Origin of the sequence: Streptomyces camelliae, assembly GCF_027625935.1 — a bacterium.
In the GTDB taxonomy this organism is placed as follows: Bacteria; Actinomycetota; Actinomycetes; order Streptomycetales; family Streptomycetaceae; genus Streptomyces; species Streptomyces camelliae.
In genome coordinates this window covers 261306-276059 of record NZ_CP115300.1, presented here as the reverse complement: position 1 = coordinate 276059, position 14754 = coordinate 261306, and the positions used below count along the sequence as shown (strand labels likewise).

Annotated in this window: 12 protein-coding genes; 5 read left to right on the top strand and 7 right to left on the bottom strand. The window is 69.5% G+C overall.

All coding sequences use genetic code 11. From position 1 onward, the window contains the following. Positions 1 to 299: 299 nt before the first annotated feature. Both O1G22_RS01300 and O1G22_RS01295 read right to left on the bottom strand, forming a co-directional pair. Positions 300 to 1061 (bottom strand): ABC transporter permease subunit, encoded by a 762-nt coding sequence (locus tag O1G22_RS01300; RefSeq protein WP_270079555.1) that lies wholly within the window; start codon positions 1059 to 1061, stop codon positions 300 to 302. A 277-nt stretch (positions 1062 to 1338) separates the two neighbouring features. Next, the gene (locus O1G22_RS01295) at positions 1339 to 2826 is read right to left on the bottom strand and encodes an ABC transporter substrate-binding protein (protein WP_270079554.1); all 1488 of its coding nucleotides are present in this window, start codon (positions 2824 to 2826) and stop codon (positions 1339 to 1341) included. 433 nt (positions 2827 to 3259) lie between these two features. Between O1G22_RS01295 and O1G22_RS01290 the strand changes: the two genes are divergently transcribed. Continuing rightward, a complete protein-coding gene (locus O1G22_RS01290; protein WP_270079553.1) occupies positions 3260 to 6202 on the top strand; it encodes a glycoside hydrolase family 3 C-terminal domain-containing protein in 2943 nt (980 codons plus the stop codon). A gap of 384 nt (positions 6203 to 6586) precedes the next feature. After that, a complete protein-coding gene (locus tag O1G22_RS01285) occupies positions 6587 to 7831 on the top strand; it encodes a condensation domain-containing protein (protein WP_270079552.1) in 1245 nt (414 codons plus the stop codon). A gap of 475 nt (positions 7832 to 8306) precedes the next feature. On the opposite strand, the gene O1G22_RS01275 is transcribed toward O1G22_RS01285, so the two are convergent. Then, positions 8307 to 9101 carry an AraC family transcriptional regulator gene (locus tag O1G22_RS01275; protein ID WP_270079551.1) on the bottom strand — a complete coding sequence of 265 codons (795 nt, stop codon included), beginning with the start codon at positions 9099 to 9101 and terminating at the stop codon, positions 8307 to 8309. 73 nt (positions 9102 to 9174) lie between these two features. Between O1G22_RS01275 and O1G22_RS01270 the strand changes: the two genes are divergently transcribed. Together O1G22_RS01270 and O1G22_RS01265 are read left to right on the top strand one after the other, a co-directional pair. Then, a complete protein-coding gene (locus tag O1G22_RS01270; RefSeq protein WP_270086289.1) occupies positions 9175 to 9993 on the top strand; it encodes a phytanoyl-CoA dioxygenase family protein in 819 nt (272 codons plus the stop codon). Further along, positions 9990 to 10265 carry a hypothetical protein gene (locus O1G22_RS01265; protein ID WP_270079550.1) on the top strand — a complete coding sequence of 92 codons (276 nt, stop codon included), beginning with the start codon at positions 9990 to 9992 and terminating at the stop codon, positions 10263 to 10265. Before O1G22_RS01270 ends, O1G22_RS01265 begins: the two co-directional genes overlap by 4 nt. A gap of 465 nt (positions 10266 to 10730) precedes the next feature. Here O1G22_RS01265 and O1G22_RS01260 read toward each other — a convergent pair whose 3' ends face one another. The 3 genes from O1G22_RS01260 to O1G22_RS01250 all read right to left on the bottom strand — a co-directional run bounded on the left by O1G22_RS01260 (position 10731) and on the right by O1G22_RS01250 (position 13158). Then, positions 10731 to 11516, bottom strand: coding sequence for a hypothetical protein (locus O1G22_RS01260; protein ID WP_270079549.1), 786 nt, complete (start codon positions 11514 to 11516; stop codon positions 10731 to 10733). Beyond that, positions 11513 to 12043, bottom strand: coding sequence for a SigE family RNA polymerase sigma factor (locus tag O1G22_RS01255; protein ID WP_270079548.1), 531 nt, complete (start codon positions 12041 to 12043; stop codon positions 11513 to 11515). Before O1G22_RS01255 ends, O1G22_RS01260 begins: the two co-directional genes overlap by 4 nt. A 146-nt stretch (positions 12044 to 12189) precedes the next feature. After that, positions 12190 to 13158: an expansin EXLX1 family cellulose-binding protein gene (locus O1G22_RS01250; RefSeq protein ID WP_270079547.1), complete on the bottom strand. Its 969-nt coding sequence runs from the start codon at positions 13156 to 13158 to the stop codon at positions 12190 to 12192. A 219-nt stretch (positions 13159 to 13377) separates the two neighbouring features. Here O1G22_RS01250 and O1G22_RS01245 point away from each other — a divergent pair, with 219 nt between their 5' ends. Beyond that, positions 13378 to 13833: a VOC family protein gene (locus tag O1G22_RS01245; protein WP_270079546.1), complete on the top strand. Its 456-nt coding sequence runs from the start codon at positions 13378 to 13380 to the stop codon at positions 13831 to 13833. A 21-nt stretch (positions 13834 to 13854) separates the two neighbouring features. Here the strand turns inward: O1G22_RS01245 and O1G22_RS01240 are convergent, their stop codons facing one another. After that, the gene (locus O1G22_RS01240) at positions 13855 to 14730 is read right to left on the bottom strand and encodes an IS5 family transposase (protein WP_270079545.1); all 876 of its coding nucleotides are present in this window, start codon (positions 14728 to 14730) and stop codon (positions 13855 to 13857) included. Positions 14731 to 14754: the final 24 nt, after the last annotated feature.

Here is a 14754-nt window from a genome sequence, read left to right as displayed (position 1 = left end):
ACGATGATGCCGAGGCTCACCACCAGTGCCCGGGCGACCGGGCCGCCGTGCAGGATCGTGTCGTAGGCGTTCAGGGTCAGATCGCGCGGTACGAGGACCATGCCCCCGGCCTCGTTGATCGCCGCCTGGGTGGACAGGCTGGTGATCACCACGGACCACAGCGGAACCAGGATGGCGAGCAGGATGACGACGAGGACGGCCGACTTGCCGGCCTGAACCGGCGACGGACGGCGGCTCCTCCCACACCGGGCGGGCGGGGTTGCGGCGGCGGGCAGCCGTGGCGGCTGCGGTGAGCATGGTCATCGGCGGTACAGTCCGTCCTCGCCCAGGGCGTGTGCGAGCTTGTTGGCGCCCCACAGCAGGAGCAGGGAGATGATGCTCTTGAAGATGCCCGCTGCCACGCCGTAGCCGTAGTTGTTGGTGGCGATGCCGTAGTAGTAGGAGAAGGTGTCGAGGACGTCGGCCGTGTCGTGCCCGACCGCCGCTCGCTGGATGAGCAGTTGCTCGAATCCCACGCTGAGGATGTTGCCGAGGCGCAGCACCAGCATCAGAACGGCGACCGCGCGGATGCCCGGCAGCGTGATGTGCCACAGCCGGCGCCAGCGGCCCGCGCCGTCCACGGCCGCCGCCTCGTAGAGGTTCTGGTCGATCGCGGCGAGCAAAGAGTTCAGCAGCAGCGCGAGCATGATCGGCACCGGGAAGAAGAGCACCAGCTGGACGAGGCTGAGTTCCGGGGTGTTCTTCAGTGCCTGCCAGAAGAGGGGATCGCCGAACAACTGGCGGAAGTTGTCGAGTCCGACGCAGCCGCTGTCGATCACGCCGACCAGCGGGTCGTAGTAATTGAAGGCGACGACGTTCCTGAGGATCGGCACGTAGTTGAAGACCAGCAGCAGGACGACGACCGGCAGGGTCATCAGGATCAGGGACTTGTCGCGGCGCAGCCGCATCCTGAAGGTGAGCTTCGGGGCGGCGTCAGCCGGGGCCGCCCGGCGCCCGGCGGCTTTGCGCCGCGGCTCGTGCTGCGGGCTGTCCGGGCTGACGTCGACGACTGTGGTGTGCACCCATCCTCCTGGGTTCGGCTCGTTCCGCCCGGGTCGCGGTCTGCGCCGCGCCGGCGGCCCGGTCACAGCGCGCTTCACCGCTACTGGTTGGTGCCGTACTTGGCGCGGACCGAGTCCTGATACCAGCCCACCAGCCGGTCGCCGCCGTTGCGCCGCCAGGTGCTGACCGCCTCCTGGAAGGCCGAGACCGGCTTGAGCCCGTGGATGACGGAGATGATGGTGTCCTCGACGGCCTGCGCCGTGTCCGCGGCGTTGTACCGGGCCGGGACGGTGACGTTCAGGTTCCAGAAGACCGGCTTGACCGCGAACGGCGCGGTGGCCCTGAGCCAGGCGCACTGCTCCTTGGTGATCTCCGGTAACCCGGGGTGTTCACCGTGTTCGGGTACGCGACCAGGAAGGGATACGTGGCCTGCTGGACGTTCTGCTGCCCGGTGGACGTCGCGACGGGAACCTCCGTGACCAGGTTGTAGTCCACGCCTTTGACGCCGTAGATGGTCATCGTGTACTCGGCCGAACCCCACGGCGCGGCCAGGTAGTCGGCCACGGAGAGCAACTCCCGTATCTGGCTCGGCTTCAGGCACGCGTTGAGACAGCTCACGTACCCGGTTCCCGGGCCGATGTAGACGTAAGGCTTGGAGTGGCCCTCCGCCGCGAAGACCGGCAGCAGGCTGCGCCGGTACTTCTTGTTCGCCGCCTGCCCCGACTGGGCGTCGCCGACACTCCAGGCACCTATGCCGTCGCCCACGATGAGGGTCTTGCCGGCGTAGAACCGGGTCTTCTGGTCATGGACGTTGCCGGCCAGCGCGTCCGGGCTCATCAAGCCGGACTTCGCCAGCTTGTAGTGCCAGGCGAGGGCCTCAAGGATCTCCGGTGTCTGGTACTTGTGGACCAGTTTGCCGCCGTCCACCCGGAACTTCTGCGGCACACCGAACGCGCCGCTGAAGTACGTCCAGATGTCGTCGAACGCCCAGCGCCCCGCCTTGGCGTCGGTGACTTCCCTGTCGACGCGCATCAGATCGTCCGCGGACTTGATGTCGGCGGCGTCGATGCCGTGGTCCTGGAACACGTCCTTCCGGTAGAAGATGACCTGGCTGAAGCTCGTGCCGCTGGTGAAACACGGGATGCCGTAGAGCTTGTTCTCCCAGGCGCCCGACATCCAGCCACTGCTGGGGATGGCCGCCAGGTTGGGGTACTCCTTGACCTTGTCGCCCGACAGGTAGGGCATCAGGTCGGCCAGGTGCCGGCCCACCAGCCCACCGGTCTGGGCCTGCCCGTTCATCCAGGTCGGGATCTGCACCCAGTCCGGGAGGTTGTCGGAGGCGGAGAGGGTGGCCAGGGCCTGGCCGTAGGTGTTCCCGTTGGCGGGCTGCATCTTGATCGTGGTGCCCAACGCCTGGGACATGGCCTGGTAGTACTGATTGTCGGCGGGCGGGATGGTGCCCCACAGCGGCGTGGCGGACGTGTAGTGACCGCCCTTGCCCGGGGTCTTCTTCACTGTGGTGACCGGCTCGGCGGGAAAAGTGAGGTAACCCGGCTCCGTGGCCGCTCCGTTGGGGAGTCTGACGGACGCGATGTCCGGCTTGGCGACCGTGCTGGGCACATAGGCGGGCAGCGCGGCGGCGAGGCCCTTCTTGCTGCTGGTGCCGCCCTTGCCGGCGCCGGAGCCGCTGCCGCCGCAGGCGGCGAGCAGCGGTGAGAGAGAGACGGCGCCCGCTACGCCGGCGGCCGTTCGCACGACGGCTCGGCGGTTCATCTCGATGCTCATGCCGTTGCGGCCCTTCGTTTTCGGGGAACCGACCGGTGGACGGGCCGACACTGCGTCGTCCGGTGGCCTGATGTCGGGAGGGCGGAGGAATCCCAGTCGATGCGCTTCGACGCTTCGGCGACACTAAGGCCGTGTTTCCGGGCGCGACAACGGGCCGCCCAGGTCACTTTCCGGTAACAGGCACGGTCAAGGTGGCGTGTGACCTTGCCCGCTGTGCCTCAGCGAGCTGCTCTCCCAGGTGAGCTCCCAGAGAGACGCCAACGCTGGAAACGGCTTGCGGCGACTAGGCGACCTGTGATTGACACACGACTCAGCGTCATGCAACTGTCGAAGCGCTTCGACTGCGCGACCTGTGATCGAGGAAAGCCGTACGCCGCCCGGGCCCGCAGTCGCCCGTGCTTCCCATGCCTTCTCCTTGTAAGGGACATCTCAGGTGAGTACCGCCACTACACGCCCCGAGCCGCCCATCGCCGACCTGCCGTTCCGTGACCCCGCGCTACCCCTCGCACAGCGAGTCGACGACCTGATCTCCCGGCTGACGCTCGACGAGCGCATCGAGTTGCTCTACCAGTACTCACCCGGAGTCCCCCGCCTCGGGCTGGCCCCCTTCAAAACTGGCACCGAAGGGCTGCACGGCGTGGCCTGGCTGGGGCCGGCCACCGTGTTCCCGCAGGCGATAGGCCTGGGAGCCACCTGGGACGAGGAACTGCTGCACGAGGTCGCCACGGCCGTCGGCACCGAGACCCGCGCCTTCCACCAGCGCCCCGCCGCCGACGGCCACCGGCACAGCCTCCAGGTCTGGGCCCCCGTGGTGAACCTGCTGCGCGACCCCCGCTGGGGCCGCAACGAGGAGGGGTACGCGGAGGATCCGCTGCTCACCGGCCGCCTCTCCGTCAGCTTCTGCCGCGGGCTGGCCGGTGACCACCCGGTCTATCTGCGCACGGCACCGCTCCTGAAGCACTTCCTCGCCTACAACAACGAGGACGAGCGCGACACCACCTCCTCCGTGGTGCCGCCCCGGGTGCTGCACGAGTACGACCTCGCCGCCTTCCGCCCGGCGATCGTGTCCGGCGCCGCAACCGGTGTCATGCCGGCCTACAACCTCATCAACGGCCGCCCCTGCCATGTCAGCCCGCTGATCGAGACCGAGGTACGGCGCTGGGCCGAGCCCACCGGCCACGAACTGTTCGTCTGCAGCGACGCCGGAGCCGTGACCAACCTGGTCGAATCGGAGCACTACTTCGACGACCACCCCACCTCCCACGCGGCGGCGGTACGCGCCGGCGTCGACAGCATCACCGAACAGCGCGAGGACGGCGGCATCACCCTCGGCAGACTCCGTACGGCGGTCGACCGCGGGCTGCTCACCGAGGCCGACGTCGACCGCGCTGTGCGACGCCACCTGTCGATCCGCTTCCGCCTCGGCGAGTTCGATCCGGACCTCGACCCCTACGCCGGCATCCGCGACGACGTCGTGGACAGCCCCGCACACCGTGCGCTCGCGCTGCGCGCCTCCACGGAGTCGGTGGTGCTGCTGAAGAACGACGGCGCACTGCCGCTGTCACCGGCCCCCGGCCGACGCGTAGCGCTCGTCGGTCCGCTGGCGGACACCCTGTTCGAGGACTGGTACAGCGGCACCATGCCGTACCGGATCACCATCGCCACCGGCCTGGGGGCGGCGCTGGAGGAGCGCGGCGCCGAAGCGGTCCGCGCGGAGGGAGTCGACCGGATCACGCTGCGCGCCGCCTCCACCGGAGGCCTCCTGCGCGTGCCGGCGCTCGACCCCGGCGGGCCCATGGTGGCCGGTGCTCCCTCGGACGAGCAGGAGGCGGGCGACAACGCCTGCCACGACCTGTTCGACTGGGGCGAAGGCGTGCTGACTCTCCGCAACGCGCGCACGGAACGCTTCGTCACCCTCAAGGACGGCGACCTCACCCTCGCCGCCGACCAGACGCAACCGAACGGCTGGTTCGTCCACGAGACCTTCCAGCTGGAACCTCAGCCGGACGGCACGGAACTGCTGCGCAACATCAGCAACGGCCGATACGCCGCCGTGGACCCCGCCACCGGCCGCGTCACCCTGTCTGCCGAAGCCCCCGAGAAGGCGGAACGCTGGCGACGAACCGTCGTCAGGGACGGAATCGCCGAAGCCGTCGCGGCCGCCGCCTCCGCGGACGTCGCCGTGGTCGTCCTCGGAAACGACCCGCACATCAACGGCCGCGAGACCGAGGACCGTACGGGCACTTCGCTGCCGCCCGCGCAGGAAGCCCTGCTGCGCGCCGTCGCCACCGAGCGCCCCGAGTCGGTGCTGGTCGTGATGAGCAGCTACCCGTACGCCGTCGACTGGGCGGACGAGCACCTGCCCGCCGTGGTGTGGACCTCCCACGGCGGGCAGGAGACGGGCCGGGCACTCGCCGCGATCCTGCTCGGCGAGGCCGAGCCCTCCGGACGGCTCCCACAGACCTGGTACCGCGGCGACGACCCGCTGCCCGGCCGCCTCGACTACGACATCATCAGCGCCGGCTGGACGTACCAGTACCACGACACCGCACCGCTGTACCCCTTCGGGCACGGCCTGTCCTACACCACCTTCGCCTACTCCGACCTGCGGCTGTCCGCCCGGGAAGCGGCGCAGGACGACACCCTGACCGTGAGCGTCGAGCTCACCAACACCGGAGGGCGCACGGGCACCGAGACCGTGCAGCTCTACACCCGCGCGCTCGCCGCCCGCCATCGCGCGCCCAGGCGCAGGCTGACGGACTTCCGCAAGGTCTCCCTCGCCCCCGGTGAACGACGGCGGCTGGAGTTCGACATGCCCGTCGCGGCCTTGGCCCATTGGTCCGTCTCAGCCGGTGCCTTCGCCGTGGAACCGGGACAGCACGAGATCCTGATCGGGCACTCGGCCGAAGCCATCGCCCTGACAGCGCCCCTCACCGTGACGGGGCCGGCCCTCCCCGCACGCAGCCTCATCGGCGGACGACTGGAGGCCGTCGACTTCGACGAGTGCGTGGGCGGCACGCTCGTGGACGCCACCCGGGAGAAGGGCGAGGCGGTCACGCCGGCAACCGGTGACATCCACTGCCGACTGTGCTACGGCTCGGTCGACCTGGGCAGCCCGGCAGACGGGCCGCGCGTCATCACAGCCGAGGTGTCCTGCGCGACGCCGGAGGACGCGACCGTCGAGGTCTACGTCGACGGCGGTCCCGGTACCGGCACCTTGCTCGCCGGCCTCCACGTCCCCGCCGGCACCGACGCCCGGTACGACTGGCGCACGGTCAGCGCACCGATGCCCGCGGAGGTGACCGGGGTGCATGAACTGCATCTCGTTCTGCGGGGCGGTGTCCACCTGGCCGCGATCGCCGGCGAGACACGGTAGGCACCGGTGGGACGCGGTGAGAAAACGGTCCGCCGCCGCGTTCCACCCTTCCGAGCATTGACGCACGCGCTCCGCGCGGATCAATCTTCTGCCTGAAGATGGGGGGCCCGTGCTCCGGCCGCGTCGTCGTACCGCCGGACGGCATGGAGGATCGGGGCCTGCACGCCGTCCGGTCGGCGAACTTGCCGCGCGCCCTGCGCGAGAAGTGGCGCGCCGCCGACGTACCGGAGGAGGGCCGAAGCGGGTATGCGACAGATCGCACGCCATGACGTCGTCTTCATCGCCGGCACCGCCGGAGAGCATGAACTGACCTGGTCGCAGAGGGCCCATGGACGCGAAGGATGCCACCCCCATCTCCACGGACCCCGCAACAGGAACCAACGGATGGGGCGGGCACTGGACGGCGCACCCGACATGGCCGCGGTGCTGCATGCCTTCGCCGTGGTCATGGCCCAGTTCGAGGCGCTGCGCACGCTGTATCCGCGTAACGCGGACGAGCACCCACGCGCGGTTGTCGTGGCTTCCGGGGTGCTCCAGGTCGACGAGTACGCCTCCGACGCTCCGCCGACCTACGACGAGCTGAGCGCCCTCACCCTCCGACTGGCCGAGCCCGGATTCGCCCCGGACGACCTGCCGTTGCGGGCCGCCGTCGTCACCGTGGATGGCAGACCCATCCACATCGCACTGTCATTGCACCACTTCTCGGCGGACACGACGGCCGCCCGGATCGTGGCCGAACACATAGCCCGACTGGCCCTCGATCCGGGCGCCGACCTCGGTTCGGGGTGGCAGCCGCGGCAGATCGCGAGCTTCGAGGCCAGTCCCTCGGGGCTGCGGCACGCCCATCGTGTCGACACCCATGACCGGGCGATGCTCCGTCAGTCCGTCATGCCCGAACTCCAGGTGCACGCGAGCCACAGGGACGCCGTCTACAACTTCGTGTGCCTCGACTCGGCGGCGGTCGCGCTCGCGGCAGCCGGTCTGGCGAAGCAGTACCGGACATCCATGGCCGCCGTCCTGCAAGCCGCATACGCGTGCACGCTCGCCGAGCACCTCGGCATCGAGAAGTGCGTGTTCAACACCGCGATGGCCAACCGGCAGACCACCTTCGCCCGCGGGGCCGTGGCTCATATCGCCGGCAGGGCCCTCGTTCCAGTCGATACGTCCTTGGGCAGCGACCGGTTCCCGGCGCTGTGCCGGGCCGTCGACGCGACACTCGTCAGATCCTCCTCCGTCAGCCTGCGGGAGCCCGACCGCTACGCCAGGTCCCTGGACGAGGTCTCCGCCGAACTGGGCCGCTCCGCAGACAATCCGTACGTGGTGAACATCCTCCCCATAGCGCCCCGCACGCTGATCCGGGCGCGCGCGGAGAGGACACCGCAGGACTTCGAGCGAGCCATGGCATCCAGCCGTTACGGACGATTCCCCAAACCCGTCGACCCGTACTCCGGAAAGCTCTCCTTCATTGTGTGGGACATGTCCGAGACGGCCGGAATCAGTCTCGGGACGGATGCGACATCGTTCGACGCGACGGATCTCGAACAGATACTGCGGTCCTTCGAGAGGAGGCTGGTCGGGGCCGCGATCGGCGGTCACGCAGCACGGAGCGGCTCCTTCGCCGGTGCGTAGAGAAGCGGCGGGGTGCGGATGGTCGACATCGAGATCCGGATCGGCCTGGTGGAACCGGGTCGGATCGGGGCCGGTGCTCTGCCGGTCGATCACCGAGACGGCCCGGGGCGGGGAGTGACGTCCCCACCCCTCCCGCCCGTGCCGGTTCCCGACGGCGCGCCGTCGGCATCGGAACGGCAGCCTTGCCCGCGACGACGGTGTTGCTGCGCATGCCGATGCACTCCACCGTCATAGTGACCGTGTCTCCGGGGGACAGCGCAGGCCCGTGTCTCCGAGGGACAGCGGAGGCGGATCCAGCCGCCCCCTGCGGCCCCAGAACTCGGCGCGGCACCCGTGCCGCAGGTACCGGAGCCGAGGACGTCTCCGAGCCGAACCTCGGTGCCTCGGGGGCGTACGGGGACATCTCCTCGATCGAGGGTCCACGGCATGTGGGCGAGGCTGTCCCGGCCTGAGGTGCAGCTGTCTTCCGACACCCTTACGGTCCTGGGCCGTCCAGCCCCGCAGGGGCAGCCGCACGTACGTCACGCGGGCTCGCGCCGAGTTCACGGCGGCACGCTTTGTTGAAGGCTTGGAGATCGGCGATGCCCACGGACGCGGCGATGGCGGTGATGGACAGAGTGGAGGACAACAGGAGGTGGCGGGCGCGTTGAAGGCGGCGATGCCGGATGTACGAAACAACTGTGAGGCCGGTTTCGGCACGGAACACGCGCGTCAGGTGTGTGTGGGAGATTCCGACGGCGCGCGCGACGTCCGGTACGGACAACGGGCCGGCCAGGTGTTCCTCGACGTAGGCCTGGGCGGCTGCCACGAACGGGTGGCGGCGCCCGGCTCCATCGTCCCTCGGCAACTCGGCGATGCGCCACAGAGCGGTCCAGACCTCGGCCGAGGCTCGCGGGGGAGAAGTCGGCATGGCTGTCACGGCGTGTCGGAGCAGATCGGCCAGGCGTGTGCTCTCGGCCGCGGCGTCCTGCATCACCGGAACCGCCCGGGCGGTTCCGCCGTCGTGCAGCCGCAGATGGATGTAGAAATGCTCCGACCTGCCCCGGTAGTGAAAGTGCACCTCCGTGTTCGGCGGCACCAGGCTGACGTGGCCGGGGCGTATGGGGTGGACCGACTGCCCGAGGGACAGAGCACCCTCGTAGTTGTAGAGGTGCAGCTGCCACAGGTCGGGCAGCCGGAAGACGTCGTGGGCGGTGGAGACGCCGTGCACCCCGATGCCTGCATTGACCACGGTGGGCGCCTCGTCGAGCCGTACTGTCGCGTGTTTCATGGGGATGGAAAATTACCAGCACTGGACGATTTCAGCCCACGACCGATCCGGACAGGGCACGTACGTTCGTCGCATGCCAACCAGCAAGCAACTCCTGACATCGGTTCAGGTGGCGCGCTTCGTCGCGCAGGGATTTCTGCGTCTGGACGGGGTGGTGCCGGAGCAGATCAATGAACGGGCCATCGCGGCCTTGACCGAGGGCCTGCCGGAAGTGTCCTACGGCACTCCGCTGGGCGGGGCGTTCGCGCAGGACACCTTCGTCCGCGAACTGCTCACCCTCCCGGTCGTCGCAGGCGCTGTCGAGAGTCTGGTCGGCCCCGAGCCGACCGTCGACCACCATGCGGTTCATGTGCGCGAGCCGTACGAGGGACAAGCGCAGCCCCTCCACGGAGACGCGATCATCGATGTGCGGCCGGATGCGTTCGACATCCAGCTCATGTACTACCCGCACGAGGTGACCGCCGAGATGGGCGGCACGCTCAGTGTGCCCGGAAGCCATCTGCGCAGGATCAACGAGACGGACGTCGGCCGTGTCCAGAACCTCAGGGGGCAGACCCGTCTGACCTGCCCGGCAGGCACGGTTGTTCTCGTGCACCATGGCATCTGGCACAGTGGCCGCCGCAACGACACCGCGGGCCGTCGCTACATGTACAAACTCCGCCTCAACCCGACCGTGCCGCAGGTGCGTCTCTGGGATGTCTCCGACCTGCACGACCCTGCGGTGGCCGCGGAACTCAATACGTCCTTCCCCTGGTACGAGTGGGCCACGGGCCGACTGGAGATCTACAACCGGGTCCTGCTGTGGCGGGCCCTGACCGGTGACGACTCGTTCGACATCGACTACTGGGTCACGCGTGTGAGCAATCGGCCGACCTTGAGGAGTCACGCATGAGGCAGCAGGTTCTGGTTCTCTATCTCGCGACGTCGGCGCTGGACTCCGACGTCGTGGGCTGGTCCCGCTACGACGGGACCGGCCGGACCCGTCCGACGACCGGTGACAGCGACGAGCCGCCCTACGCCACCGGGCTTGCCGCGCTGCACGACGGGTGGCGCATGTTCCAGGCCTCCCAACTGCTGCCGCCTCAGCCCGGTCACGAGTATGACGTCTCCTTCCTCAAACACGAGTTCTTCTTCGAGAAGCTGGAGGACAGCTCTCGCCCTTGACCCGGTGCTGGAACTGCTGCTCCTGTCGGGTGGGGGTGTAGCCGTAGCGGGCGTTGAGTTCCTGTTGACGACGTTTCCGCAGGGGCCTCTGCGCCGTGGTGCAGTACCCCTGCGCAGCATTGATCATCATCCGCCGTGAGCGGCAGGGACGGGAGCAGCCATCAGGCGTTCGCCGCCGCCGGCGTTCGCCGTGCCGTGCTTCGCGGCGGACGGGAAGCGGTCAAGGCGGAAAAAGTGCGGCCACTGCCGGGCGCTGCACCGGCCAGGGTCGGCGTGCGGGCATTCGGCGTGCGTGCGGCCTGGGCGACCAGCGGTACAGCAGCACCCGCGGCGGCGACGACCACGCACTACGCCGAGGGGACCAACGTCGGCCCGGCCGCTGGACCCCGTACCAGCAGCTCGGGTACTTGTTCTCCTGTCGAGCTGTGCGGCAAGGGAACTCGTCGCCTTGCCGCACAGCGGCGTTCACCGGGTCGGGACGAACCCTCCCCGGACCGACGCGGAGCCGCCCGAACCCTGCGCGTCGACGCGGTAGCCGTCGCCTGAGGCACTGCGCTTGCCGGTGCCGTTGTTGAACTGGGCGGCAAACTCATAGCTCCCGGCCGGCACGGTCAGGCCCGGCTTGAGGACCCAGCGGTAGACCAGCGTGCCGCCGGCCTCCTGGGCGGTGACGGTGAAGTCACCACTCGGCAGGGTCTGCCAGGTACCGGTGTTCTGCACCCCGCCGGTCTGCACGAACCGCATCTCGATCGTGAGCGAGGTGAGCGGCTGGGTCGTCTTGAGGACGAGGTTGCTCTGCGTCCAGTAGACGGTGCTGCGCGGGTCCACCGAGCCGGCCGACCACAGCGGCCCGTTCCGGCTCTCGCCGGCGGACGGTGATGGACTGGTCGCCGGCGGAGTCGGGCGCGCGCTGCCCGGGGTGGTGGCCGGGGCCGGCGCGACAGGGGTGGGGCGGGCCGATGTCGGTGGCCGGGAGGTGGCGTCCGGGGACGGGGTGGCAGGCACGGTCACGGTGGCCGACGGCGACGATTTCGCGACGATGGCGGCGACGGCGAGGCCGCCGGTCGCCAGGATGCCGGCGGCGGCGAGCCCGGCGAGCGCGACCCTGGTCCCGGACCTCGCGAACGGCCGCGCGCGGTGACGGACGGCGGGGCCGGCCACGCCGCGTTGCACCCGGGCCAGCATCCTCGCGCGGTCGGGCCGGTGGGCTTCGGCGGCCTCACGCAGCCGACGGGCGATCTCCTCGTTCACCGGTTCCTCCTCCCTGCCATCAGGTCCCCGGCCGCTCGTGCGCCCAGTATCCTTTGCAGTTCGGCCATTCCCTTCGAGGTCTGGCTCTTCACCGTGCCGACCGAGATGCCCAGCGCCACGGCCGTGTCCTTCTCCGACAGGTCGAAGGCGTGCCGCAGCACCACGCAGGCACGCTTGCGGAACGGCAGCCGGGCGAGCGCCGCGCGGACGTCCAGCACGGCCGCCGTGTCCGGCCCCTCCACCTTCTCGGGGCTGCGGGACCAGAACAGCGTGATCCTCAGTCGCTCGCGCACCGCGCTGCGGATCCGCCCCCGCGCCAGGTTGGCCACCACACCGCGGGCGTAGGCCAGCGGGTGGTCGGCCTGCCGCAACCGGTCCCAGCGCTGCCACAGGGCGACCAGGGCATCCGCCGCAAGGTCGTCCGCCGCGTCGGCCTCGCCGGTCAGCAGGTATGCCAGACGGGCGAGTTCGGCATAGTGGCGTTCGAAGAATTCGTGGAACTCCGCGGACGCGTCATCGAGGACCATCCCCCGGTCGCCCTCTCCTGGCAATGACGTGCACGTTGGTTGCACGTTTAACAACAACGGGGAGCGCAGCCTAACAGTGCCCAGCCCGGGATTCGAACAGCGGTCGTGCTCGGTCGCGGGCCGGTGAAGGCTGACCGGCGGGCTGGTCAATGCCGGGCGAACTGGACGCCGGTCAGCTGCGCGACGTCCGGCCGCACGGCGATGCCATCGACGGTCAGCCGCTCCCCGTAGATGTCCGTGATCCTGAGCGCCCCGCCGCAGCCGGTGCCATCGGCGGACAGGAAGTAGTTGTAGTCGGTGCGGGGCAGCCGCCGCCAGCCGCCGGCGGCCCGCACCTCCAGCGCGGCCACCGGGTTCCGGTGGCCGATCACCTGGATCCCGCACCACCACTTGGTGGACCCGATCTTGTACCGGACGGCGATCGTGCCCGGCAGGTCCGGGCTCAGCAGCGACCAGGTGATCGGGAGCCGCCCCACCGACAGGTCTGCGAGCTTGGCGAACGCCTGTCGGCTGAGGTCGAGTTGCCCCGGCGCGCAGGGCCACGGGCATTCGTTGACGATCCGTACCGTGATGGTGGCTCCGCCGGCCGCGCGGACCAGCACGTAGGCCCCGCACGCCTTGGCCGATTCGTAGTCGGTGACGTTCATCGCCGCGACCATCAGGTCGTCGGAAGGCCCGTACAGGCAGGAGCCGCTGCCGTCACCAGCGGCGTAGGCGGTAGCGACCCCCTGGTAGCTGACGGCCGGTCTGATCCGTCCGGCCAGGGCCGCGGCCCTGGAGCTCGCGGGCGCGGTACTGGTGGCCGAGGCCGTCGCAGTGGCCGAGACCGATGGCGACGGCGTGGCCGAGGCCGGGATCGTCGTACTGGCCGAGGCCGTCGGCTGCACCGTCGCACCCGCACCGCCGCCCGCCGCAGACCCGGCACCGGACGGGGCGGCCGCCCGCACGCCCGCGGCAGACGCGTCGGCTGCCCTTCCGGCACCGGTTCCGCTCCCGGTGAGGACGGTCAGGGCCAGGCACGCCAGCACACCGACGACCAGTAGCCCCAAGGGAATGCCCGTGACCAGTCCGCGCCTGCGCCACGGTTGCGGCGCGGCGTGCTTCGTTGCCCTCATGCCCGTCCATCCGGTAGTTCGACTCAGCCTTCCGGCTCCCAGTTGCCGCAGGAGACGAGAAGGTTGCCGCCCCGACGCTGATTTCTCGGCGACCAGTGCACCGCACGAAAGGGATCCGAAGAACATCGGATACGGCGGCAACCTTTCCCTCCCGAGCGGCCACCTAGGCCGTGTATCGAAAGTGGATCGTCTGTCAGTCCTGCCTGGGATGCTCCGAGCATGGAGATGACAGTGCAGCTGACGATCGACTGCTCCGATCCGCAGAGAATGGTGACTTTCTGGGCCGAGGCCCTGGGCTACGTGCCTGAGCCTCCGCCGGGCGGGCACGCCACGTGGCGTGCTTACTGGGCGGCGGTAGGGGTGCCCGAGGCAGAGTTGCCGGCCGGTGCCGGGGATATTCCGGAGTCGATCATCGATCCCGCGGGACGTGGACCGAGGGTGTGGTTCCAGCAGGTTCCGGAGCCGAAGGTCGCCAAGAACCGGTGGCACTTCGACCTGAAGGTCGGTGGGGGCCGTGACGTCCCACTGGACGTCCGCACACAGCGAGTCAGGGCTACGGTGGAACGGCTGGTCAAAGCCGGTGCCACCGTGCTGCGGATCAAGGATGAGCAGGACATGGGGCTCTACGCCGCCGCCATGCAGGACCCTGAGGGCAACGAATTCGACGTCGTCTGAGGGCCGTTGCGACGGTGCTGGTCACAGCCACTCGTTCACGGCTGCGACCAGCACAGTCGCCTCGTAGCGGACGGAGAGCTTGTCGTACCTCGTGGCCACTGCCCTGTGCCTTTTAAGTCGGTTGATCCCGCACTCGACCGCATGGCGCTCGCGGTAGTCGGCCGGGTCGAAAAGCGGTGGCCGGCCGCCGCGGGAGCCGCGCTTCTGGCGGTTGCGCGCCTGGTCGGCCTTGTCCGGGATGGTGCAGCGGATCCCGCGGCGGCGCAGGTAGGCGCGGTTTTTGCGGGAGGCATACGCCTTGTCAGCACGCACCCGATCGGGGCGGATGCGTGGCCGGCCCGGCCCGATGCGGGGCACACGGACCTTCTCCAGCACGGGTTCGAACTGCGGCGAGTCTCCACGCTGCCCTGCCGTCACCACGATCGACATGGGCTTCTGACCCTGCTCAACTGCCAGGTGGAGCTTGGTGGTGAACCCGCCGCGCGACCTTCCCAGCCCATGATCACGGGGCTCGGTGAAGATGCCGCCCGGTGGTTCCTTCTGCAGGTCGCCCTGCTTGCGGGCCCCGGCCGCATGCTGATGGGCGCGGCAGACCGTGGAGTCGACGCTCAGGTCCCATGTGATCGCACCCTTCGCGTCGGCCAGGGACTGGAGCCGGGTGAGGAGCCGCTGCCAAGTGCCGTTCCGCTGCCATCGGCGGAACAGGTCATAGACCCGGCCCCACGGTCCATACACGGCGGGGACATCCCGCCACGGAACACCGGTTCGGACCCGGAACCGTATGCCGTCGATCAACTGCCTCCGAGGCCAGACGGGCGGCCGACCCGCCTTCCTGCTCTTCGGCAACAACGGCTCCAGCACCGCCCACTGCTCGTCCGTGAGATCTCCCCGACCCATGAACCGTGATCATTCACGGTCCAA